At 70.3% G+C, this 22,274-nt stretch carries 24 protein-coding genes; 15 read left to right on the plus strand and 9 right to left on the minus strand.

What is annotated here, in order from left to right; all coding sequences use genetic code 11:
* The first annotated feature begins 9 nt into the window (after window positions 1-9).
* The 6 genes from VET29_RS39695 to VET29_RS39720 all read left to right on the plus strand — a co-directional run bounded on the left by VET29_RS39695 (window position 10) and on the right by VET29_RS39720 (window position 3,795).
* A complete protein-coding gene (locus VET29_RS39695) occupies window positions 10-882 on the plus strand; it encodes a helix-turn-helix transcriptional regulator (protein ID WP_324931123.1) in 873 nt (290 codons plus the stop codon).
* 44 nt (window positions 883-926) lie between these two features.
* Window positions 927-1,841, plus strand: coding sequence for an SAM-dependent methyltransferase (locus VET29_RS39700; protein WP_324931125.1), 915 nt, complete (start codon window positions 927-929; stop codon window positions 1,839-1,841).
* A 192-nt stretch (window positions 1,842-2,033) separates the two neighbouring features.
* Entirely contained in the window at window positions 2,034-2,795 is a 762-nt protein-coding gene (locus VET29_RS39705) for a GNAT family N-acetyltransferase (RefSeq protein ID WP_324931128.1), read from the plus strand.
* Between the two features lie 14 nt (window positions 2,796-2,809).
* Window positions 2,810-3,034 carry a translation initiation factor IF-1 gene (gene infA / locus VET29_RS39710; protein WP_324931131.1) on the plus strand — a complete coding sequence of 75 codons (225 nt, stop codon included), beginning with the start codon at window positions 2,810-2,812 and terminating at the stop codon, window positions 3,032-3,034.
* Between the two features lie 42 nt (window positions 3,035-3,076).
* Window positions 3,077-3,403, plus strand: a complete 327-nt coding sequence (locus VET29_RS39715; RefSeq protein WP_324931134.1) for a metalloregulator ArsR/SmtB family transcription factor — start codon at window positions 3,077-3,079, stop codon at window positions 3,401-3,403.
* A complete protein-coding gene (locus VET29_RS39720; RefSeq protein ID WP_324931137.1) occupies window positions 3,400-3,795 on the plus strand; it encodes a VOC family protein in 396 nt (131 codons plus the stop codon). The genes VET29_RS39715 and VET29_RS39720 overlap by 4 nt, the downstream gene beginning before the upstream one ends.
* A gap of 54 nt (window positions 3,796-3,849) precedes the next feature.
* Here the strand turns inward: VET29_RS39720 and VET29_RS39725 are convergent, their stop codons facing one another.
* Complete coding sequence (locus VET29_RS39725) at window positions 3,850-5,547, minus strand: discoidin domain-containing protein (RefSeq protein WP_324931140.1); 1,698 nt, start codon at window positions 5,545-5,547, stop codon at window positions 3,850-3,852.
* 271 nt (window positions 5,548-5,818) lie between these two features.
* Between VET29_RS39725 and VET29_RS39730 the strand changes: the two genes are divergently transcribed.
* Window positions 5,819-6,667, plus strand: coding sequence for a DUF1996 domain-containing protein (locus VET29_RS39730; protein ID WP_324931143.1), 849 nt, complete (start codon window positions 5,819-5,821; stop codon window positions 6,665-6,667).
* A 32-nt stretch (window positions 6,668-6,699) separates the two neighbouring features.
* Entirely contained in the window at window positions 6,700-7,191 is a 492-nt protein-coding gene (locus VET29_RS39735) for a DUF305 domain-containing protein (RefSeq protein WP_324931146.1), read from the plus strand.
* 111 nt (window positions 7,192-7,302) lie between these two features.
* On the opposite strand, the gene VET29_RS39740 is transcribed toward VET29_RS39735, so the two are convergent.
* Window positions 7,303-7,941, minus strand: a complete 639-nt coding sequence (locus VET29_RS39740) for a class I SAM-dependent methyltransferase (RefSeq protein WP_324931149.1) — start codon at window positions 7,939-7,941, stop codon at window positions 7,303-7,305.
* A 70-nt stretch (window positions 7,942-8,011) separates the two neighbouring features.
* Here VET29_RS39740 and VET29_RS39745 point away from each other — a divergent pair, with 70 nt between their 5' ends.
* Window positions 8,012-8,938 (plus strand): AraC family transcriptional regulator, encoded by a 927-nt coding sequence (locus VET29_RS39745; protein WP_324931153.1) that lies wholly within the window; start codon window positions 8,012-8,014, stop codon window positions 8,936-8,938.
* Window positions 8,939-8,976: 38 nt separating this feature from the next.
* On the opposite strand, the gene VET29_RS39750 is transcribed toward VET29_RS39745, so the two are convergent.
* The gene (locus tag VET29_RS39750; RefSeq protein ID WP_324931156.1) at window positions 8,977-9,873 is read right to left on the minus strand and encodes a LysR family transcriptional regulator; all 897 of its coding nucleotides are present in this window, start codon (window positions 9,871-9,873) and stop codon (window positions 8,977-8,979) included.
* Window positions 9,874-9,973: 100 nt separating this feature from the next.
* Between VET29_RS39750 and VET29_RS39755 the strand changes: the two genes are divergently transcribed.
* Entirely contained in the window at window positions 9,974-10,765 is a 792-nt protein-coding gene (locus VET29_RS39755) for an inositol monophosphatase family protein (RefSeq protein WP_324931159.1), read from the plus strand.
* The gene (locus VET29_RS39760; protein ID WP_324931161.1) at window positions 10,765-11,373 is read left to right on the plus strand and encodes an NAD(P)-dependent oxidoreductase; all 609 of its coding nucleotides are present in this window, start codon (window positions 10,765-10,767) and stop codon (window positions 11,371-11,373) included. The genes VET29_RS39755 and VET29_RS39760 overlap by 1 nt, the downstream gene beginning before the upstream one ends.
* A gap of 38 nt (window positions 11,374-11,411) precedes the next feature.
* Here VET29_RS39760 and VET29_RS39765 read toward each other — a convergent pair whose 3' ends face one another.
* The 6 genes from VET29_RS39765 to VET29_RS39790 form a co-directional block, all read right to left on the minus strand.
* On the minus strand, window positions 11,412-12,116 hold the full coding sequence (locus VET29_RS39765) for a S1 family peptidase (protein WP_324931164.1): 705 nt from the start codon (window positions 12,114-12,116) through the stop codon (window positions 11,412-11,414).
* Window positions 12,117-12,268: 152 nt separating this feature from the next.
* A complete protein-coding gene (locus VET29_RS39770; RefSeq protein WP_324931167.1) occupies window positions 12,269-12,529 on the minus strand; it encodes a hypothetical protein in 261 nt (86 codons plus the stop codon).
* A gap of 120 nt (window positions 12,530-12,649) precedes the next feature.
* On the minus strand, window positions 12,650-13,432 hold the full coding sequence (locus VET29_RS39775; protein WP_324931170.1) for a hypothetical protein: 783 nt from the start codon (window positions 13,430-13,432) through the stop codon (window positions 12,650-12,652).
* Entirely contained in the window at window positions 13,429-17,871 is a 4,443-nt protein-coding gene (locus VET29_RS39780) for an RHS repeat-associated core domain-containing protein (RefSeq protein ID WP_324931172.1), read from the minus strand. Before VET29_RS39780 ends, VET29_RS39775 begins: the two co-directional genes overlap by 4 nt.
* Window positions 17,868-18,194, minus strand: coding sequence for a type VII secretion target (locus VET29_RS39785; RefSeq protein WP_324931176.1), 327 nt, complete (start codon window positions 18,192-18,194; stop codon window positions 17,868-17,870). Before VET29_RS39785 ends, VET29_RS39780 begins: the two co-directional genes overlap by 4 nt.
* Window positions 18,191-18,670 carry a YbaB/EbfC family nucleoid-associated protein gene (locus VET29_RS39790; RefSeq protein WP_324931178.1) on the minus strand — a complete coding sequence of 160 codons (480 nt, stop codon included), beginning with the start codon at window positions 18,668-18,670 and terminating at the stop codon, window positions 18,191-18,193. The genes VET29_RS39785 and VET29_RS39790 overlap by 4 nt, the downstream gene beginning before the upstream one ends.
* Before the next feature lie 384 nt (window positions 18,671-19,054).
* On the opposite strand from VET29_RS39790, the gene VET29_RS39795 reads away from it, so the two are divergent.
* From VET29_RS39795 to VET29_RS39810, 4 genes are read left to right on the plus strand one after another with little or no spacing between them, the layout of a single operon-like run.
* Window positions 19,055-19,570, plus strand: a complete 516-nt coding sequence (locus VET29_RS39795) for a toxin-antitoxin system HicB family antitoxin (RefSeq protein WP_324931181.1) — start codon at window positions 19,055-19,057, stop codon at window positions 19,568-19,570.
* 54 nt (window positions 19,571-19,624) lie between these two features.
* Window positions 19,625-20,470: a DUF4097 family beta strand repeat-containing protein gene (locus tag VET29_RS39800; RefSeq protein WP_324931184.1), complete on the plus strand. Its 846-nt coding sequence runs from the start codon at window positions 19,625-19,627 to the stop codon at window positions 20,468-20,470.
* Between the two features lie 18 nt (window positions 20,471-20,488).
* Window positions 20,489-21,433: an ATP-binding cassette domain-containing protein gene (locus tag VET29_RS39805; RefSeq protein WP_324931187.1), complete on the plus strand. Its 945-nt coding sequence runs from the start codon at window positions 20,489-20,491 to the stop codon at window positions 21,431-21,433.
* Window positions 21,430-22,233 (plus strand): ABC transporter permease, encoded by an 804-nt coding sequence (locus tag VET29_RS39810; RefSeq protein ID WP_324931190.1) that lies wholly within the window; start codon window positions 21,430-21,432, stop codon window positions 22,231-22,233. The genes VET29_RS39805 and VET29_RS39810 overlap by 4 nt, the downstream gene beginning before the upstream one ends.
* Window positions 22,234-22,274 lie beyond the last annotated feature (41 nt).

Genomic DNA, 22,274 nt, shown 5'->3' on the forward strand with positions numbered 1-22,274 from the left:
GACTATCGGGTGAACGATGAAGCCACCGCCCGTCGACAACAGCTGGGTCGACTCCTGCGCCGGGCACGCGAAAGGGTCCGGCCCAAACTCACCCAGAAGGCAGTGGCCGGGCGACTCGGGTGCGGCCAGGCCAAGATCAACAAGATCGAGACGAAGCTCGTCCGGATCGAACCGAGCGAGCTGGAGATACTCATCAAGCTGTACGAGGTCTCGCCGCAGGACGCGGTCGAGCTGCGCAAGCTGGCCGCGCTCGACCTGCAGTACGGTCCGACACGGACGAAGCACTCGGACACGATGGCGGCGTTCGGCACGCTCAGCGAGGTCGAACCGGAGGCTCGCGAGATCCGGTGCTGGCACAGCGAACGCATACCGGGCCCACTGCAGTCCGAGATGTACATCCTCGAACAGCACAGACTCCAACTCAACGACACCTACGAGATCACTCGCGTGCTCCGCGGGTGGACGGCCCGCACCAAACTGTTCACCGTGCCCAACCCGCCTTCGTACCGCGTGATCCTCAGCGAGTCGTCGTTTCACCGGATGCCGGGCGGACGCAACGCGAAAATTGTGGTCGATCAGGCCGACCACCTGCTCAGACTCCTGGCCGCCCACGGTCAGCTGGAAGTTCGGATTCTGACATTCGATGCCGACATCCGCTACGTGGACAGCGATTTTCAACATCTTCTGTTCGACGAGAAGCACGCCCACAGCGAATTCGTCTACATCGAGTATCCGGGTGGTTCGCGCAAGTGCCGGACCGCGTTCGAGCTGGATAAATGTCGCGAGCACTGGGCGGACCTGTCCGCCGCAGCGCTCGACGTCGCGGACAGCCGGGAATTCCTGAAAGGACTGACCAGGAGCGGTCAGTCGTCGGACCTCTGAGTTGCTGCGTTCTGCAATTGACTGTATGCACCTGTCCGCAGGATGTGTACGATGAACAGGACTCGGCATCTTTGGGGAAGGGCCGCATCGTGCCTGACGCACTCTTATCCGCGACCACGTCACCGAAAGTGGGCCTGCAACATCCCAGCGTTGCCCGCGTGTACGACTTTCTGCTGGGCGGCTCCGCGTACTGGGCGATGGATCGATCGTTCGCCAGCCGAATACTCGACCAGTTCCCGGAATTCCGTGACATTGCCAAAGCCAACCGGATGTTGGTCCATCGCGTGGTGAGACATCTCGTCCGGCTCGGTGTCCGGCAGTTCGTCGACATCGGCTCCGGGATGTTCAGCACCGAGAACACTCATCAGATAGCGAACGGCGTCGCGCCCGACACCAAGGTCGTGTACGTGGACAACGACGGGGTCGCGGTCGCACACGCCGAGATTCTCCTCGACCAGGAGGGCGATCCCGACCGGCACGTGGTCGTCAACGCCGACCTGCGAAGTCCGGACGAGCTGTGGCGTCGGGTGAGGAGCACGTGCGTCCTCGACTGGGACGAGCCGGTCGCGGTGCTGATGTTCTCGGCACTCCACTCATTGCCCCCGGAGCCGGGCGAACAGGATCCGGCCGTGGCGCTCATGGCCCGCTACCGTGAACTGATCCCGGTTGGTTCGTACCTGGGGATATCCCACATCACCAGCGAAGGCGTGCCGACCGAGCTGACCTCGAAACTCGTTACCCTGCACCATTTGTGCGACGACTGGCACATCAGCGAGGCCTACTGCCGGTCACACGGCGCGGTCGACGTCCTACTCGGCGACTTCGACCTGGTCCAGCCCGGCATGGTGTGGGCGCCGCTGTGGCACCCCGAGGAATCGGCGAGCAACGTGAAGTTCGCTGAGCCCAGCCATTCCGTCCTCTGGGCCGGCGTCGGCCGCAAGCCGCCGGCCAGCCGGTAGCTCGGCGGAAAATGGCTGGACCGGGTGGTGTGGCGTGCTGGTATGGTGATCAACGCCGTGACACGACCTCAGGAGGTGAGACCCATGAACAGTTTCGACGTGGGTGCTCCCCTCGTCCTCACGGTTGGGCGACTGACGTAGGCGTCGCCCGGGAGCGCCTTGACGAAGGCAATCCCGAAAGGCGACAACCTCATGAAATCCTTGATCACGCGTGTCGCGGACTCGCGGTGGCACGCTCTGGAGGACGACCGGGTGGTCGGTCGCGGTGACGTCTCCCGCAGGCCCGACGGCCGGTTGTTCCTCAGCATCGACGCGTGGCACACCCCGGTCTTCGACCAGCTCGCCGATGTCATGCTGGCGGACCTGCCCAAGCCCCTTTACACGGTGGTCGACGAGGCCGACCACGACCTGGCGTCCAGCTGGGCACGTGCGGGCTTCACGACTCGGCGCCGCGAGTGGGAGTACCTCGTGCCCACGGACCCTCGGGTCACCGGGCTCGGCTCGGCACGACCGCCCGCTGGCGTGACGGTCGTCGCCGCCGGTGCGGCGGAGGAGGGCCGGCTGCTGGCGTTGGACCGCGCGGTGCGCGCCGAGGTCGGGGCCACGGTCGGCTGGCACAACATGCCGGCCGAGGTGTTGCCCCGCCTCGACGGCGACACCATGCGGGACCTGTCGAAGTACACGGTGGCCGCACAGGACGGCGAGTACGTGGGGCTGGTCCGGGTGGCGGCACTGCCCCGGCGGCCACGGATCGGGCTGGTCGCGGTCCGGGCCGACCTGCGCCGCCGCGGCGTCGCTCGGGCACTGCTCGCCGACGTGCTGGGCTCGCTGCACGGCCGTGGGACCGAGTCGGCGTCGGCCGAGGTGCACGAGGCCAACGTGGCGGCCTCGGCGCTGTTCGACGGCGTCGGTGCCCGGCGGGCCGGCAGCAACCTCGAGCTGGTACTCGGCTGAGGGCGGCGGGAGACATGGCCAAGGCGACCAAGGGCATCGAGGTCGAGGGCACCGTCATCGAGTGCCTGCGCAACGCCACCTTCAGGGTGGAGCTCGAGAACGGGCACAAGGTGCTGGCGCACATCAGCGGGAAGATACGGAAGAACTACATCAAGATCCTGCCGTACGACCGGGTTCTCGTCGAGCTGACCCCGTACGACCTGAACCGCGGCCGGATCCTGTTCCGGTACCGGTCGTGACCGTGGTTGACGATTATTAGCGAGTTCGCTAATAATTCGACGGTGCACGAATCGCCCGATGGCGCCGCCTACGATCGGCTGTTCGCCGCCCTGTCCCATGCGACACGGCGGCAGATCCTGATCACGCTGTACTTCGAAGGCGGCGCCATGGGGGCGGGCGACATCGCCCGGATGTTCGAGCACGCCTGGCCAACCACCTCACGCCACCTGCAGGTACTGGAGGACGCCGGCCTGGTGACGACCCGACGTCAGGGCCGGTCGAGGACCTACCTCCTCGACCTCGAACGCATCGACCTGGCAACGCGGTGGCTCAACTGGTTCGCCAAACCCCTGTCCGAACACCAGTCCGCACCGGAAGGCAAGCCGTGACCGACGAGCCACAACTGTTCCGTCTCAACATCGAGGTCGCCGACCTCGAGCAGGCGTTCACGTTCTACTCGACCCTGCTCGACGTCACCGGCCGCGGCCAGGCCGGCGCCCGCTACTACTTCACCTGCGGCGGCGTCACCCTCCAGGTGCTCGACGTCTCCGGGCACCAGGCCGTGCGGCCGCTGCCCAAGTCGCTGTACTTCGCCGTCCACGACCTCAAGGCGGTGCACAACCGCGCCGCGGAGCTGGACTGCCTGTCCACCGAACAGGTCCACGGTGAACCAGGCGGCGAGATCACCGTCCGCCCCTGGGGGGAACGGTCCTTCTACGTCGAGGACCCCTGGGGCAACTCACTCTGCTTCGTCGAGGCCGGCACGGTCTACGCGGGCTGACGGCGAAGGTGCGGTGGAGACGGCCGAAGTCCCCACCGCACCTCCCCCTGCCGGCTAGCGGTAGACCCTGACGTAGTCGATCGTCAGGTTCTGCGGGAACTGGGTGCTCGCGTTCGGCGGGCCTGGCCAGTCACCGCCCACCGCGTTGTTCAGGATGATGAAGAACGGGTGGTCGTAGACCCACGGGCCTCTCGTCGACTCCACGGTGGCGCGGCTCGCCGTGAAGAAGTTGTTGTTGTCCACGAAGAACCGCATCTGGGTCGCGTCCCACTCCACCGCGAACACGTGGAACTGCGAACCGGCTGGTGTGGACAGTGCCAGCGGCGAACCGTAGCCACCGCCACCGTTGTAGGCCGGGGCGTGCAGTGTGGAGTACACGTTGTTCGGCTCCTTGCCGACGTGCTCCAGGATGTCGATCTCACCGCAGTACGGCCACGGCCGGCCCTGGAAGAAGTTCGCGCCCAGCAACCAGAACGCCGGCCACAACCCCTGTGTCGTCGACACCTTGATCCGGGCTTCCACGCGACCGTAGGTGAACTCGAACTTGCCGGCCGTGTTCAGCCGGCCCGACGTGTACTGGCACGTCGTGCTCCCACCCGACAACGGGTCCGGAGGGCAGCTCGACCCGGCCGTCACCTCGCGCCTGGCCTGGATCACCAGGTTGCCGCCGCCGTCCATGCGCGCGTTGTTGTTGTTCGTGTAGTACTCCAGCTCGTTGTTGACGCCCGGCCCGACCTCCGGTGTCCACTTGGCGGGGTCGGGCGTCGAGTTGGCCGCGCCGTTGAACTCGTCGCTCCACGCCAGCCGGGTGAAGTTCGGCGAGGGTGTGGCCGGCGGTGCCGTCGGGTTGCCGCCGGTGCCGTAGACCTGGAACTCCCACAACGAGTAGCCGTAGCCGTTCGACCTTGCGGTGCCGTACATGCGGACGTACCTGCCGCTGCCGGAGACGGTCAGCGTCTCCTTGAAACCGTGGCCCTGCGTGGTCTGGTAGATCGTGGTCCAGGTCGAGTTGTTCGGCGACACCTGGATCTGGTACGCGGTGGCGTATGCCGGATCCCATTGCAGGACGACCTTTGTGACGGTCGCCGTCGCGCCGAGGTCGATCGTGACCCAGCCGGGGTCGACCCAGCCGTTCGTCGCGCTGGTGGCCCAGCGGGTGGCCGGGTCGTAGTCGGTGACCCGTGCCGGGACGCAGCCCGAGCAGGCGCCGTCGTCCTGGTAGGTCGACGCGGTTGCCGGTTTGTTGTACGACAGCAGGGTTTCCGTCGGCGACGGGCCGCCGCCGCCCGTCGTGCCGTAGACCCCGAACTCCCACAGCGAGTAGCCGTACTGCGTGGCTCTGGTCGTGAGGCTCAGGCGGACGTACCGCGCCGAGGCGTTGAGCGGAAGTGCTTGCGTGCCACCGGTTCCACTGGTGGTCGTGTACACGGTGGACCAGTTGGCGGCGTCCGTCGAGACCTGGACCGAGAAGGCACGCGCGAAGGCGGCCTCCCAGTTCAGCGTCACCTGGTCGACGGTGTAGGTGGCGCCGAGGTCGACCTGCAACGACTGCGGGTCGCTGAACGCACTGGACCAGCGGGTGCCGAGGTCACCGTCGACCGCGGCGGTCGCCGGGAACGCGGCCGACTCGGTGGAGGAGGCGGTGACCGGACGGCCCTGGGAGAGCAGCGCGCCCGCCGCGACGGACGGGGTTGCCTGGACGAGGGTGACCGCCAACGCCGCGGCCAGCCCTAACGAGAGAAGCGATCTCATGCGTGCTCCTTTGCACGCGCCGGTACCCGGAACGGCCGGCGGTACTGGGGGACGGAACAGGGGCGTGAGAGCGCTCTCCCAAATCAAAGGGTGGTAATTCGGACGAACTCTGTCAAGACTCTGCGACAGATGACCCAGCACGTTACGCTGTTCGGCCCTATTTGTTCCTGTTCAGAACAAAACCCGTTGACCGTTGCTGTGAGTCACGTCATCCTCACTGTGAGAGCGCTCTCTCGGGCCCCTGCAAAAAAGTCGAGGGAGTTTGTCTTCAATGAGGAAGAACAGAACCAGATGGTTGACCGTCGGGCTGGCGGCGCTTCTGTCGCTCGCGGCCCTGTCGGTGAACCAGAGCGCTGCGTCGGCGGTGATCCGGGTCGCCGAGTTCCCCGCCGACTGCCAGCTGAGCCACCGACTGCCCGACGACCCGATCGTGCTCCCCGGCCTCGCCGGTGCGTCGCACTCGCACGACTTCTTCGGTAACCACGCGACCAACGCCAACTCCGACTACACCCAGCTGGCCGGTTCGACGGGCAACTGCGACCCGGCCGTGGACATCTCGTCCTACTGGGTGCCGACGCTGTACCGGAACAACCAGGCGGTGCAGCCGAGCATCATCACCTTCTACTACCTGGGCGAAGGCGTGAACAACCCGGCCGCGATCCGGCCGACCCCGGTCGGCCTGAAGATCGTCGCCGGCAACGCCAAGGCGACCGGCGACGCGGACAGCATCGCCCGTTGGTCGTGCCTGCACGCCGGACAGGTGAACCCGTCGAAGAACTTCGTGAACTGCCCGGCCGGCACGCAGCTGGAGACCTACCTGGACTTCCCGCAGTGCTGGAACGGGACGTCGCTGGACTCGACGGACCACAAGTCGCACATGGCCTACCCGGTGGCGGGCAACTGCCCGTCGTCGCACCCGGTGCCGGTGCCCAAGCTCCGCATGGTGATCCGCTACCCCGTGAGCGGTGACCCGTCGGTGCTGCGGCTCGCCTCCGGCGACGGCAGGACGTTCCACGGCGACTTCTTCAACGTCTGGCCGGCTGGCGAGATGGAACGACGTGTGCGGGACTGCATCAACGTGGTGGTCAAGTGCGGGCACGACGGACGACCGCTGCAGTAGTCGCTCTGCTGCTCACGTTGTGTGCATGCGGTGTGCGTAGTCCCGCAGCGCCGCGGGACCCTGCCCCGCGGGCTCGTGCGGTCGCGTCCGGGCTTGACGCGACCGCACGGGCGTTCGTCGAGCTGACGATCGCGACCGACGACCAGGCGGTGAAGCTGCTGGACCTGGGCGCCTCCCACGCGGCCTCCCCCGGGCTGCGTGCGTTCGCCGGGGCACTGGCCGCGACCCGCCGGACGGAGCTGGGCGAGGCACACGCGATCCTCGGCTCGGTCCCGTACGTCAACAACCACGCGGGTCACGACATGCCTGGCATGCCAACGGAAGCCGAGCTGATCGGCCTGTCGTACTCGACCGACTTCGACACCGACTTCGTCCGCCTGGTCCGCGCTCACCTGAGCGAGTCCACGACGGTGGCCCGGTCGGGTGCGACGTCGGCCAGGGACGAGCGGACGAGGTCCTTCGCGTCGACCATGCTGGCGGAACGGGGTGCGTCACTGCGCGAGCTGGACACCCTGCCGCGGTAGTCCGGGGTGGATGCGCCGCGGTCGTTCCGGCGACGGCGCGTCCACCGTTCCGGGGCCGAGCAGGGTCCGGAACCCGTTGCCCGGCAACGCGAACAGTGGGTCCGGCGGAGGTCAGGACACGCGGCCCAGTTCGATGCCGATCGCCGTTCGCCGGCCCAGCGTGGTCGTGCGGGTCGGCTCGACGGTGAAGCCGGCCGCGGCCACCCGGCGGGACACGGCGTCGCCGACGTTGTCGTGCAGCCGCGCGCGCATGCGGCGCGAGCCATGGTGTCCGTGCTCGTCGACCACCAGGTCGGCGACGATCAACAGTCCGTCGGGGCGCAGCACCCGCCGCGCCTCGGCCAGGAGCTGGTCCTTCGCCGTGTCCTCCAGGTGGTGCAGCATCAGGCTGGAGAAGACCCGGTCGAACGAGCCGTCGGGATACGGCAGCTCCTGGGCGAACCCGCGGTCCAGCCGCATGTCGAGTCCGGCCCGCCGGGCCTTGCGGCGGGCCCGGGCCAGCGCCTTCGGGTCGGGGTCCAGCCCGACCAGCGCGACCCCGGGGCGCTGCCGGCCGATCGTCCGCAGCAGGTTGGCGGTCGCGCAGCCGATGTCGAGCACGCGGTGCCCGTCCCGGAGTGCCGCCAGGTCGATCATCTCCTGGTGGACCGGCTGCAGCCCGAACACGTGGTGCACGACGTCGTACAGCGGGGTCAGGAAGTGCCTGCCCAGTCCCGGGATGTAGTCGCCATGAGACGTTCTTTCGGTCATGTGGACATTCTGGCGGTTTCTGGAGCTGGGGATCTGTACCGATCCGTGGGTCTGATGGGACGATTCGACGGTGCGTACCGTGCGAACGTCGCCGACCGGGACCCGGCCGGCGACCTACTCCATGCGACTGGCGCCCGGCGAGCTGCCGGTGGCGACGTGGCGGCTGGAGCACGGCTGGCGGCCCGACGGCTCGTTCGAGGAGCACGCCCACGACTTCCCGGGCCTCGCCTACTTCCAGACCACCGCCGGCCGGCTGCGCACCGGCCGCCAGGTCTGGCCGATCGAGGCCGGCGACCTGTTCGTGATCGCGCCCGGCGACATGATGGGCGACATCCACGCCGGCGACCTGGCCGGCGTCGAGGGCTGGGGCGTGTTCTTCACCCCCGACGCGCTCGGCCAGGACGTGCCCGGCGCGCACCTCGCCTGGCGCACGCACCCGTTGCTGTTCCCGTTCGTGCGCGGCGGCGCGATCGGCGCGCTGCGGCTGCGGGTGCCCGAGCCGGACCGGCAGGGGTGGGTCGACCGCATCCGCGCGCTGGGCGAGGAACTGGCGCGGCGGCGCGACGGCTACCGGGAGGCCGCGCTGGCGCATCTCACCCTGCTGCTGGTCGGCGTGTCCCGGCTGGCCGCCGACGTGGTGGGCGACCTGCGCGAGAACCACGAACCGCTGCTGGCCGAGGTGTTCGAGGTGATCGAACGGCGTTACCCGCAACCGCTGTCGCTGCGCGACGTCGCCGCGGCGGTGAACATCTCCCCCGGCCACCTGACGTCGACGGTGCGCCGCCAGACCGGCCGCACCGTGCAGCAGTGGATCAACGAGCGCCGCATGGTGCAGGCCCGCCGTCTGCTCACCACCACCGACCTGCCGATCGGCGAGGTCGGCCGGCGGGTGGGCTTCCCGGACGCCGGATACTTCGCCCGCACCTTCGGCAAGCTGCACGGCACGAGCCCCGCCCGCTGGCGTCAGGCCGGCGCGCGACCGACCGGCGGAGGGTGAGGCGGTTCCGGCTCCGGTCAGCTCCGTTCGACGACCGATCAGCCGCCGAGCATGGTGTGCAGGATGGTCCGGACCTGGTCGCGCAGCCAGGCGTGCGCGGGATCGGTGTCGTAGCGGTGGTGCCAGGCGAGGATCAGCGGCACCGGCGGCAGCTCGGCCGGCACCGGACGGGCACCCAGGCCGAACCGGGTCAGGCTGGGGCGGCACACCTGCTCGGCCGCCACGGTCACCAGGTCCGTCTGGGCGACCAGTTCGAGCGCGGCGGTGGTCGTGGGCAACGCGGCCAGCACCCGCCGGCGAAGACCATGGGCGGCGAGGACCTCGTCGAGCACGCCGTGCAGGCGGCCGCGGCGGGACACCGTGACGTGGCCGGCCGCGGCGAACCGTGCCAGGGTCAGCTCGCCCTCGGCGAACGGGTGGCCGGCGCGGAACACCGCCACCACCCGGTCGCTGCCGAGCACCTCGGCGGCGATCTCGGGGCGCGCCGGCCGCGTCGCGCCGACTTCCAGGTCGGTGTGGCCGCGGGCGAGGTCGGTGACGTCGCCCGCCGGCTCGGCCAGGAACCGGATCCGCACGTTCGGGGCGTCGCGGGCGATCGTGGTGGTCAGCGCGGGAGCCAGGAGGGTGCCCAGCGCGTCGTGGCAGCGCAGGGTGAACGTCCGGTCCAGCGAGTCCAGGTGCAGGGTCTGCACCGGGGTGAGCACCGCCCGCGCGCGGTTGACCAGGTCCCGCGTCTCCTCACGCAGTGCCAGCGCCCGCGGTGTGGGGGTCATCGTCCGGCCGGTGCGGACCAGGATGTCGTCGCCGGTCGCCCGGCGGATGCGGGCCAGCGTGCGGCTCATCGCGGGCGCGGACAGGCGCATCCGGTCGGCGGCGGCCGCGACGCTGTTCTCTTCCAGCAGGGCGTCCAGCGCCATCAACAGGTTCAGGTCCACATGCGTCAGAGTAACTGTTGGGCTAACAAGAGTGCACTGGCCATCATGTTCCATCGCTCCTAGTGTCCGTGGTGACACACCGACACCGAGGAGACATGAGATGACCGACGACCTGGCCCTGCTCGCCGCCGTCACGGAGCTGGCCCACACGGCGGGTGAGAAGGTGCGCGCGGAGTTCTCCCCCGACGCGCGCCCGTCCAGCCGGGCGGACATGGCCGCCGTAGGCCATCGCCTGCGGGACGTCATGCTGGACGACCTGCGCGCGGGGCTGACCGCGCTGCGGCCCGGCGCGCGCTGGGTGGAGGACGAACAGGAGACCGTGCCGCTGGACGACGGCGAGTGGTGGGCCGTCGACGACGTGGAGGGCGCGGTCAACCACGTGCACGGCATGCCGGAGTGGTCGGTGAACGTGACGCTCGTGCGGGACCGGAAGCCGGTGCTGGCCGTGGTCCGCCAGCCGGTCGGCGACCTGACCTACACCGCGGTCCAGGGCGGCGGCGCCTACCGCGACGACCGGCCGCTGCGGGTCGGCACGAAGTCCAGGCTGAACGACGCGCTCGTGGCGACCGGACAGGCCGAGGCCGACCAGGAGAGCACCTACCGCCGCATCGGCGAGTCGGTCACCGCGATGCTGGACCACGCCCTCCTGGTGCGCATGTTCGTGCCGTCCACGCCGCCGATGCTGCTGGTGGCGAGCGGGCAGCTGGACGTGTTCTGGCAGTACGAGCCGGTGCTGCCCGGCGTCGCGCCCGGCATCCTGCTGATCACCGAGGCCGGCGGGGTGGTCAGCCGGATCGACGGTTCACCGTGGCTGCCGGGCGCGAAGGACATCCTGGTGACGACGCCGGCACTGCACACGGCCGCGGTCGCGGTCCTGACGACGGTCGCCTGATGCACGTCACCGTTCTTGGCGCGTCCGGGGGCACCGGACTGGAACTGACCCGGCAGGCGCTGGAGCGCGGCCACACCGTCACCGCGGTCGCGCGGAATCCCGGCAGCATCCCCGACTCGCCGCGGCTGGTCCGGGTGGCGGCGGACGTGCGCACCGCCTCGATCGCCGAGGCGCTGGACGGCAGCAAGGTGGTGCTGTCCGGCCTGGGCAACGCGAAGGGCGACAAACCCGGCGCGCTGACGGCCGGTGCCCGCGCGGCGGTCGATGCGCGGCCCGCGCACATCGTGTGGCTGGGCGCGTTCGGCTCCGGCCCGTCCGCGGCGGCGGCCGGCTGGGCGACCCGCAACCTGTTGCGACTGATGGGCGCCGAGCTGGTGGACAAGGTGACGGCGGACGCCTCGGTGCTGGCGGCCGGCGGCACGGTGTTCCACGCGGGGCCGCTGTCGTCGGGGCCGCTGAGCCAGGAGCGGCGCGTCGTCGGGCTGGACTCGGCGCCACACCGGGTGTTCCCGGCCCGCGTCAGCCGGGCGACCGTCGCGGCGGCGATGCTCGACGAGGCGGAGAACCCCCGCTATCTGGGTGCGATCGCCGTTCCACTGGAACGCTGAGGCTTGGGGGTGGCGCCGGCCACCCCCAAGCGGCCGGCTCAGACGCCTGCCGTGGACCTGATCCACGAGCGGTTGGCGGTGACGCTGGCGTAGTTCTGCGTGCCCTGCGGGTTGGAGCCGGAGTTGCTGCCCGTCGAGCAGACGCCCACCTGCTGGCCGTTGTAGAGCTCCGGGCCGCCGGAGTCGCCGTGCCAGGCGGAGCCGTTGACGCCGCGGCTGGCGATGGCCTGACCGTTGTAGGCGTCGCGGCTGGTGCCGGTCACCTGGACGTTGGCCGTCTTCAGCACCGACGACGGCGGGCTCTGGTTGAGGGTGCGGCCCCAGCCGTAGATCTGGTTGGTGGCGCCGACCGGCGGGTTGCTGGACGCGAGCGTCATGTAGGTGGTCGACACCGGCGAGGTCAGGTGCAGCAGGCCCATGTCGCCAGCCGTCGAGGCCACCTTCCGGTCCACCGCGACCAGTGTGCCCTGGCCGAGGTTCACGTTGCCCACCCGCACGTGCATGCCGGCGGAGTTGAGACAGTGCTGCGCGGTGAGCACCCACTGCGCGGCGATGATCGTGCCGGAGCACTCGAACCCGTTGTACGTCGACACGTTGTCCCAGTAGATCTGCGCGCCCCACGGCGCCGAGCTGACCGTGCCGCCGCCGATGATGTCCGGCTGCGCGGTGGCCTGGCCCGACATCGCCAGGCCCAACGCGGCCACGGTGCCCATGACCGCGGCCAATGCCCTCGACTTACGCATGCTGATGTCCTTCCGAACGCAGGGGGTTGTTCAGGGAACAGCAACAACCAACCTAGGTTCCGCGCGGTGGGCGCGACTGCGGCCGAAAGTCGTATCGGAATCCCAGATTCCCAGTCCTGCCGGTTCGCGTGGTCCCGCCGCGGCACCGCGGATCACTGCATCACGAAGAGATAGGTCCCGTCGTCGACCAGTTCCTCGGTGTCGGGCAGGGACGCCATGTGCTCGGTGTCGGTGATGTCGAGGATCGGCGTGTAGTCGACGAGCGCGAAGTCCGTCGGCGCGTGCGCGTGCCCCGCCAGCACGAGCATCTCCTTGAGGTCGGCGATGGTCGAGCCCTCCCCCGGGCGCAGGGTCAGCTTCTCGGTGCGGTCGAAGTACACGTTCACGTCAATGACGTTGATGTCGAAGGACACGGCGTAGTCCTCTGTAGTCGGGTCGAACTGTCTGGACAATTCGACCCGACAACACGGGCATGCCTAAGTCCTCGCCGTGAGGCTGGCAAGGCAAGCCCCGCTGCACGAACGGGAAGCGGCTCAGCCGTCCAGCTGCTTCTGCAGGAAGGCGGCGTGGCGCGTCTGCCGGTAGGTGCCGTCGGTGAGCCCGAGCTCGCCGGCCTCGTCCTCGCTGATCGGCGTCATGGTGCCGTCCGCGGTCTCCGCGGCGCCGAACTCGCCGGTGTCGATACCCGGCCACGCGTGCGGCGAGTGGTAGATCGGCGGGTCCGCGGGGAACAGCTCCAGCAGCGACTCGTCGTGGTCGACGACCGGCCACGTGCCGTCCTTGATCAGGCTCTCGTCGGTGTAGACGGGTCGCCCCGGCGCGCTCCGCAACCTGCCGACCTGGCCGTTCGGCGAGATGCCGGTGAACAGGCCGAGCGCGGTGCCGAAGCGGTTCCTGGCCAGCACGACGGCCGGGCGGTAACCACCCGCCGCGGCCGGGATGGCCACGACGTCGCCCGGCTTCGGCTTGGCGACACGCTTCCTGGGTGTCTCGACGGTGAGCCCTCCGATCTCGTCCGGTTCGACATCGGCGAGGATGATCCGCCCGCCACGCAGCTCGGCCAACAGGAAGTCCGCCAGCTTGGCGCCGCCCAGCCCGTGCGCATACTCGCCGGCCTCCGCGAACACGTCGTCGTCCAGGTCGGGCACCCGCGACGGCGACTCGCTCCGGTACGGCTCGCCGCCGACGAGCGTCACGGCGAACCGCGACGGACCGCCGTCGGCCGACGCCCAGCCCAGGACCTCCAGGAACTCCGCCAGCGTGGGTGGACCACCCAACTCGTCCGCCATCTCGGCGACGAACCCGACGTCGGTCACCCACACCCTCCTGTCCCGCCACCGGTCTTGCGCTGCGTGTACTCCTGGTACTCCGCGAGCTTCTTCGAGTCCATCGGCTGCTGCCGGTTGCCACGATAGTTGTCGCCGTCGCGCCCGATGAAGGTGCCGTGCTGGCGGGCGAGGTCCTGCTCCATCAGCCGGGACTCGCCGTAGGTGCGCCTGCCCGGCACGACCTCCATGGTGTCGCCGTTCGCCGCGTTGAACCGGTTGTGGTTCTCCGCGTGCCGGGCCTCGGTCTTGGCCGCGGTCAGGTTCGGGCCGAACATGCCGGAGTAGTAGACCTTCTTGTCGGCGTCCTTGAGGACGTAGTTCGTCCAGCCCGGCCGGTCCAGGTGCGCGAACCGGTCCTCGGTGATGAGACCGAGCGGGTCGAGGTAGGCCAGCGGGTTCGCCACGTAGGCGTGGTGGTTGGGCCCCGGCTCCAGGCCCAGCGGGTCTGGCGTGGTGTACCGGCCGGTCTCCGGGTCGTAGTACCGGTGGACGTTGTAGTCCAGGCCCGTCTCGTGGTCGTGGTACTGACCGGGGAACCGGAGCAGGCAGTTCGTGCCCGACCCCGCGGTGCGGTACTGGTTGCCCCACAGGTCGGCGTGCCGGCGCCAGTCGACGCGCCCGTCCTGCGTGATCAGCTCGGTCGGCGCGCCGACGAGGTCGGTGACGATCACGTGGAACTGCCGGTCGATCACGTGCTGGGGCGCCTCGGCGTAGAACGTGCGCCGGTCCTGGCTGACCGGCGACCAGGTGGCGGGCTCGTGGTCCCAGGTGGTCGCGGTGACGACACCGGCGGCCAGCTGCTCCTGCTCGACCATGATCTCGCCGTCCCAGGTGAACCTGGTCTCCTCGACCAGGCCGCCGTCGTCGCCGAGCCGCTGCTTGGCGACCCGCCTGCCGAGCGCGTCGTAGCGGTACTGCCACAGCTGCCCGGCCGGGTTGACCGCCTCGATGAGGCGATCCCCCATGCCGTACCGGTAGTGCCAGACGTGCCGCGTGCCGGACGGTGTGGTGCGCAGCTTCCTGACCAGCCTGCCCTGCGGGTCGTAGTCGAAGTGCGTGCGCCCGGCGCGGCGCAGCAACGTGCCGGTGGCCTCGCGCGGACCCGCGACCGGAGAGTCCGCGGCGCGGGTGTCGGCCGCGAAGGTGATGTTGCCGGCCAGGTCGTACGCGTAGTGCTCGGTCCAGTTCTCCGCCCGGACGGTGGTGACGCGGCCGAGCGGGTCGAGGTCGAACCACTGCGTGCCGGCCGCGCTGTCGGCGACCGACTCCGGCACGCCGTCGGCGCGGTAGGTCCAGCTCCGGCTGTGCCACACGCGGCCGGCGCCGGTGCCGTCGGCACCCACCAGCTGGCGGCCGGCCAACCGGCCGGCACCGTCCCACGAGCTGACCACCGCCACCCGAGGGCCGAGCCAGCGGCGGGTCTCCTGGTTCGCGGCGTTGTACTCGAAGGTGATCGGGAGGGCGGCCGAGGTCAGCCGGGTGGGCAGGCCGGCCTGGTCGTACTCCCACGTGGACGTGTGGCCCGCCGGCGTGGTCCGCGAGAGCCGCCTGCCGAGCGGGTCGTAGGTGGCGGTGAGCGTGCGCCCGTTGACGGACTCGGTGAGCACCCGGCCCATCGGGTCGCGGGACAGCTGGATGTCCGCGTCCGGGTTGACCGCGCCGACCAGGCGGCCCGCGGGGTCGTAGCGGAACGCCGTGCGCAGGCCGTCACCGTGCTGCGCGATGATCCGGCCCAGCGCGTCGTGCGTGACCTCGACGGTCTGGCCGGCGCCGGTGATGAGGCGGGCGAGCCGGCCGGCCGCGTCGTGCGTGTAGGCGACGGTGCGGCCGTTGAAGTCCTGCTCGCCGACCAGGTTGCCGCCCGGGTCGTAGGTGTACTGCCAGCGCAGGCCCTGCGGGTTGAGGACCTCGGTCAGCCGCAGCTCGGTGTCGTGGCCGAAGGCGTGCCGCGACCCGTCCGGGTCGACGCGCGCGGCCACCTGGTGGAACGGCCCGAGCTCGTAGCGGGTCACGAACCCGCCGCGCGTGGTCTGCTCGACGAGGTCGCCGTTGACGTCGTACCGCCAGGTCTGGCTCGTGCCGTCCGGGAAGGTCCGGCGGACCGGCCTGTCGACCGCGCCCCACTCGGTGGCGGTGACCGCGCCGAGCGGGTCGGTGACGGCGACCACGCGGCCGCGTTCGTCCAGGGCGTACCGGGTAGCGCGGCCACGCGAGTCCGTGACGGAGGTCGCGAGCCCGGCCGCGTTGGTGGTGATGGTGGTGGCCTGGCCCAGCGCGTCCACGATCAGCCGCGGCTCGCCGTGCCTGCCGTGGCTGTAGCTGGTCACCGCGCCGGCCGGGTCGACCTCCGCGGTGAGGTTGCCGCGCTCGTCGTAGACGTAGCGCCACAGCCCGCCGTCGGGTCCGGTGATCTCGACCGGCTGGCCGAGGTCGTTGTAGGTCGCGTGGACCGCCGTGCCGTCCGGGCGGTCGATGCGGGTCGGGTTGCCGTCGGCGTCGCGGGTGTAGCGGGTGGTGTTGCCGAGCGGGTCGGTGTGTGCCACGAGGTGGTGGTACTCGTCGTACTCGGTCAGCTCGGTGTTGCCGAGGGGGTCCACCGTCCTGGCGAGGTGCTGGTTCTCGTCGTAGTGGTAGACGGTCCGGCCGCCGAGGCTGTCGGTGACGGTCGTGGTCCGGTTGACGAGGTCGTAGTCGAAGTCGGCGGTCAGGTAGCCGCCGTCGCCCTCGCCGCGCACGACCCGGCCGGCCGGGTCGTAGAAGTAGCGGTACCGGTAGCCGGAGCGGTCCACCCAGCCGTTGACCCGGTCGGAGCCGTCGACCTCGTACCGGTAGGGCCGGCCGGTGGCGTCGACGACCTCGGTGAGCCGGCCGCGGTCGTCGTAGCGGTACTCGGCCAGGGTGACGTCCGCGGCGTGCGTGGGCAGCAGGCGCAGCGCGCCGATGCGTGGGCCGCCGGGCGTGGTCACGGTCGTGACGGCGACCCGGTAGCCGGGGTGGACGACCTCGGTCGGGTGGCCGTCGTCGTCGTACACGAAGTCGACGCGGTTGCCGTTGCGGTCGGTGAGGGCGGTGATCGGGCGGGTCGCGTAGCCGGCCGGGTTGGGGCCAACTGTGCCTGATGTTCGCTCCGCGAGCTTCGCGAAGTGCCGGACCAGGCCGGTCGCGGGGTCCTCGACGCGGTAGGTGTCGGCGTCGGCGTCGAAGGTGAGCGGCCAGCGCGCGCCCGCGACGGGCAGGGTGCGGCCGTTCGGCTCGCGGTACAGCAGGACCTGGGCGTCGTCACCGAAGTAGCCGACGGCGTCGGCGCCGACCTCGAGCCGCTGGTCCAATGTGGACGACCAGCCGGGGCCGTGCAGCCGGCCGCCGAGGTAGCCCGACGCGTAGGCACGCCGGAGGGTCAGCGGCAGCAGGCCGGGCAGGTCGACGTCGGTGGCGCTGGTGATCATCTGGCCGGAGACGGCGTCCACCGGGTCGCCGCCGCGGGCGTCGGTGCCGTGGTTGCCCTCCGACTTCTGACCGCCGACCGCGCCTTCCTCCGAGGCCGCGTGGGTGCCCTGGCCGTTCGGTGTCTCGTGGGGCGTGGCCGGGGTGGGCTCGTGGACGCGGGGCGGCGACACCGTCTCGACGGCCGCGGACGGTCGCACCGGCGTGTGCTCCATGGCGCGGGCGCCCTTGGGCGCGAGCTTCGCGACGACGGTGTCGAACGCCTCGACCAGCTTGGGCAGCATGCCCTTGAGGTTGGCGAGCGAGCGCAGCAGCTTCGCGACCGTGTTGCTGATCATCGCGGTGACGCGGCCGATCTCGGTGACCGCGGTGCGCACGGCCTCGCTGGCGCCGAACGGCCCGGTGAGCACGGTCAGCCCGATCGACTTGACCAGCCACGCGACCAGTGCCGAGATGGCCTCGCGGACCATCGTCCGCACGACGCCGACCAGCGTGCCGACCATGGAGACCTGCTTGCCGCCCGAGGCGCACAGCTTCGCGGCCTCGCGCATGGCGGTGACCTTCTCCGCCGCCTGCCCGCGGTAGGTGTCCGCGGCGTCGCCGTGCCAGCCGGCGATGTCGGTCTTCACGGCCGACTCCAGCTGGTCCGCGTTGCTGGACAGGGCGCCGGAGATGTTGGTCCACGTCTGGGCGTAGGCCTCGATGACCGGCGGGTTGCCGCCGAGCTTGTCGAGCATCCGGCGCGAGGGTTCCAGGTACTCCATCACCCAGGAGGCGGCCCAGCGCAGCAGGGTGCCGATCGGGTCCCAGTAGGCCGAGGCCGCCTCGAGGACCGTGCCGCCCGCGCCGAGGCCGGCCTCGATCCAGCTGCCGTTCTCGATCCCGCTGATCAGCCCGTCGAGCCCCTCGATCGCCCCGATCCCGGTGAACCAGTGGCGGGTGTCCTGCACCGGCGCGACCAGGGGGTTGGTTTCGGTGGTCATAGGTGCCGTTCCTGGTCGGTGAAGACGTCGGCCTTCTGTGCCTCGATGCTGTCGTAGGAGCTCGCGACCGTGCCGAGGAGTTCCTTTATCTCGTCCGCCCGCGCGATCGCGTTGGACACGGCGGCGACGCCCCGGTCGTGCAGCGGGGTGACGAGCCAGCCGGCGATCCCGAGCTGTGCGCAGATGATCCCGAACGCGTCGTCCGGCACGCTCTGGGCATTGGCGGCCTGCAGAGGCTGGTCGAGCTGGCCGACGATGCGTGCCACGTTGGTCGCGTGCCGCTGGACCATGTCGATCTCGACGTCGTAACCGTCGGCGGTCATTCGTCCGTCCAGACCTTGGTCGGCATTTCGTCCTCGTCACCCTGCCGCGGCGGTTTCGGTTTCTCCTTGGGAGGTTCGGCCTGGGGGAACCGCTGCTGGTACTGCTCGACGAGATTCCCGCGCACTGGGTCGTCGCCCATTGTTTCCTTTGCGGTCTCGGCGAACTTCTCCGCGAGCGTGCTCTGCGCCCGTTTCAGGCACTGCAGGATCATCGGCCCGATTTCGGTTGAGTCGACGGAATCCAGCTCGTCGGTGGTGACGATGTCGACGACCTGCCCGCTCACGTCGACGGTGACCTTGATGCCGCCGTTGGCCGCCGTCTCGGTGACCCGCAGCCCGGCCGCCGCCTGCTGCAGCCGGTCGAACCCTTGCAGGTGCTGGTCGAACTCGCGCTGCCATTCCTCCAGCCGGTCCGCCATCCGCGCCGGATCCCCACCCCGGAAGATCTCGTCGAGGTCATCGTTGAACGCACCCACGTCACTCACCCACCTGTTTGACCCGGAGTCGGTGCCAGGATAGATCCCGCCCTCCCCCAGCTACACCGCTTTCACTTGCCGGACAAGGAAAAGACACCTAATGCACGCATTCGGCCGCATCGCGGCACCCGATCAGCGCCATGCGAAAGGAAATGCGCGCCCCATTCTGGCAGCGGAACGGTGTTCTCGGCCGGTGTTCGAGGGCGGAGGTTTCCGCTTGTCCGCGGCGCGGTGTGCCTGCGCCGACACAGGCCCGCCCTTCGGGCAAGCCGGCGGCGCGTGACCGGCCCGTTGGGCGGCGAACCATCAGCCTGGCACCACACCTGAGCCAATTTGGCACCACTGACACTTGCAGTGGTACCACTCGTGTGCCATAGTTGTGCCATGGACTTGACACCATATGTCGACAACGTTCGCCGGGAGTTCGCGGTGGCCGCCGAGGCCGGCGGCGACGAGACCCGTGCGCTGGCGGAGCGCCTGGCGCCGGCACTGGTGTCGGCCATTCGCCTCACGCTGCTGGACGCGCTGGCGGCCGCGGCCGAGGAGATCACCCGCGACCTCGCGCCCGGCTCGGTCGAGGTCCGGCTGCGTACGGGTGAGGCGACCTTCGCCGTCACGCCCCCGGCCGTCGAGGCGCCGGCCGCGGTCGGTCAGCCCGTCCCGGAGCCCGAGGACCCGGCGGCGGCGGACGACGAGGGCACCATGGTCCGCATCAACCTCCGGCTCCCGGAGCAGCTCAAGGCCCGCGTCGAGGAGGCCGCCGCCGAGCAGGGTCGCTCGGTCAACGCCTGGCTCGTGCGTGCCGCGTCCTCGGCACTGCGGCCGGCCGCCAGGCAGGTCGCGGACACCCCGGCGAACGGCACCCGCACCGGGCAGCGCTTCACCGGCTGGGTCGGCTGACCCAGCGCCACGACCAGCACGAACACCCGACACACCACCTTCGAGGGGACAGCCATGCCTTCTTACGACACACCCGAGCCCATCCTGGTCAACGTCGAGCCCGAGGTCGGCAACGTCCGGATCATCGCCGGCGACCGCACCGACACGGTCGTCGACGTCGCGCCGACCGACCCGGCCAACGCCTCCGACGTCATGGCGGCGAAGCAGACGGTCGTCGACTTCTCCGGCGGCACGCTGTCGGTCAAGGGCCCGAAGCTGCGACCACTCAGCCTCTCCAAGCAGACGCGGTCGATCGAGGTGACGATCGAGGTGCCGTCGGGCTCCCGTGTGCAGGGCAGCACCGGCCTCGGCGACCTGCACACCACGGGCCGGCTCGGCGAGTGCCGGTACAAGTCCGGCCTCGGCCACATCCAGCTCGACCAGGTCGGCGAACTGCACCTGCGCACCGCGACCGGCAGCGTCGTCATCGAGCGGGTCGACGGCAACGCGGACGTCAGCACCAGCTCCGGACGGGTGCACGTCGGCGCGATCGCCGGCACCGGCGTGGTCAAGAACTCCAACGGCGCCACCACGATCGGCTCGGCCGGCCACGCGCTGCGGGTCCGCTCGGCCAACGGCGACATCACCGTCGAGCACGCCGAGGACGGCGTCGAGGCCAGGACCGCCAACGGTTCGGTCCGCGTGCTCGACGCGGCCCGCGGCGCCGTCACGCTCGAGTCCGCCATGGGCGACCTCGAGATCGGCATCCGCGAGGGCACCGCGGCCTGGCTCGACGTGAACACCAAGTTCGGCCGGGTGCGCAACGACCTGGCCTCGACCGGTGCGCCGGAGCCGGGCACCGACAAGCTCGAGGTGCGGGCCAGCACCTCCTTCGGCGACATCACCGTCCGCCGGTCCTGACCTCCGCGAAGGAACGACATGAACGCCATCACCGCCCGGGGACTGCGCAAGTCCTACGGGGACCACGTGGTGCTCGACGGCATCGACCTGGACGTCGCGCCGGGCACCGTGTTCTCACTGCTCGGCCCCAACGGCGCCGGCAAGACCACCACCGTCAACATCCTGTCCACTCTGGTCACCCCGGACGCCGGCACCGCCGCCGTCGCCGGGCACGACCTGGCGTCCGACCCGGACGGGATCCGTGCCGCCATCGGCCTCACCGGCCAGTTCTCCGCCGTCGACAAGCTGCTCACCGGCGAGGAGAACCTGCTGCTCATGGCGAACCTGCACCACCTGCCGCGGCGCGAGGGGCGCAGGCGGGCCGCGGAGCTGCTCGACCGGTTCGAGCTCACCGACGCCGCGAAGAAGGCGCCGGCCACCTACTCCGGTGGCATGCGGCGCAAGCTCGACCTGGCGATGACGCTCGTCGGCGACCCGAAGGTCATCTTCCTCGACGAGCCGACCACCGGGCTCGACCCGCGCAGCCGCCGCACCATGTGGGAGATCATCCGCACGCTGGTCGCGGGCGGCGTCACGATCTTCCTCACGACGCAGCACCTCGACGAGGCCGACCAGCTCGCCGACCGGGTCGCGGTGCTCGACGGCGGCCGGCTCGTCGCGGAGGGCACCCCGGCCGAGCTGAAGCGCCGCGTGCCGGGCGGGCACCTGAGGCTCGGCTTCACCGACGCCGCCGCACTGCGCCGCGCCGCGGGCGTCCTCGCGGAGTCCACTTTGGACGACGAGGCGCTGACGCTGCACGTGCCGACCGACGGCAGCGTCACATCCCTGCACCAGGTGCTGAACGTGCTGACGAGCGAGGCCGTCCCCGTCGACAACCTCACCGTGCACACCCCCGACCTCGACGACGTCTTCTTCAGTCTCACCGGCCACCGGACCGAACCGGAGAAGGAGCTGGCGCGATGACCACCCTGTCCTACGGGATGCGCGACTCGCTGACCATGCTGACCCGCAACCTGCGGCACATGCGGCGATATCCCTCCCTGTCCCTCCTGCTGCTCGGTCAGCCGCTCCTGTTCCTGCTGCTGTTCGTCTACGTGTTCGGCGGCACGCTCGGCGACGGGCTGGACGGCGCGGCGGTCGGCGGCGCGGGCGGGCGCGAGGCCTACGTCGGCTACGTGATGCCGGCGATCCTGCTGATGACCGTCGCCAGCGTGGCGCTCGGCACCGCGATCTCGGTCGCCACGGACATGACCGAGGGCATCATCGCCCGGTTCCGCACCATGGCGATCAGCAAGGCGTCGGTGCTGACCGGGCACGTGGTCGGCGCGCTCGTCCAGACGGTGATCGGGCTGGTGGTGGTGCTCGGTGTCGGCCTGCTGATCGGGTTCTCGCCGAACGCGAGCCTCGTCGAGTGGGTCGCGGCGGCCGGGGTGCTGCTGCTGCTCGCCGTCGCGCTCACGTGGCTGACGGTCGCACTGGGCCTGGCCGCGAAGAGCGTCGAGACGGCGAGCAACACCCCGATGTTCCTGACGATCCTGCCGTTCCTGGGCAGCGGCTTCGTCCCGACCGACTCGATGCCGGCGTGGCTGCGGTGGTTCGCCGAGTACCAGCCGTTCACGCCGGTCATCGAGACGGTCCGGGGCCTGCTCCTCGGCACGGGCATCGGCAACCGCGGCTGGCTGGCGGTGGGCTGGTGCGTGCTGATCGCGGTTCTCTGCTACCTGTGGTCGAGGTCCTTGTTCGCCAGGGAACGCGACCGCTGACCCCGGCTCACCACGCCGACGGTTCCGGCTCCGGAACCGTC

Origin of the sequence: Actinophytocola sp., assembly GCF_035634895.1 — a bacterium.
Taxonomy (GTDB): Bacteria; Actinomycetota; Actinomycetes; order Mycobacteriales; family Pseudonocardiaceae; genus Actinophytocola.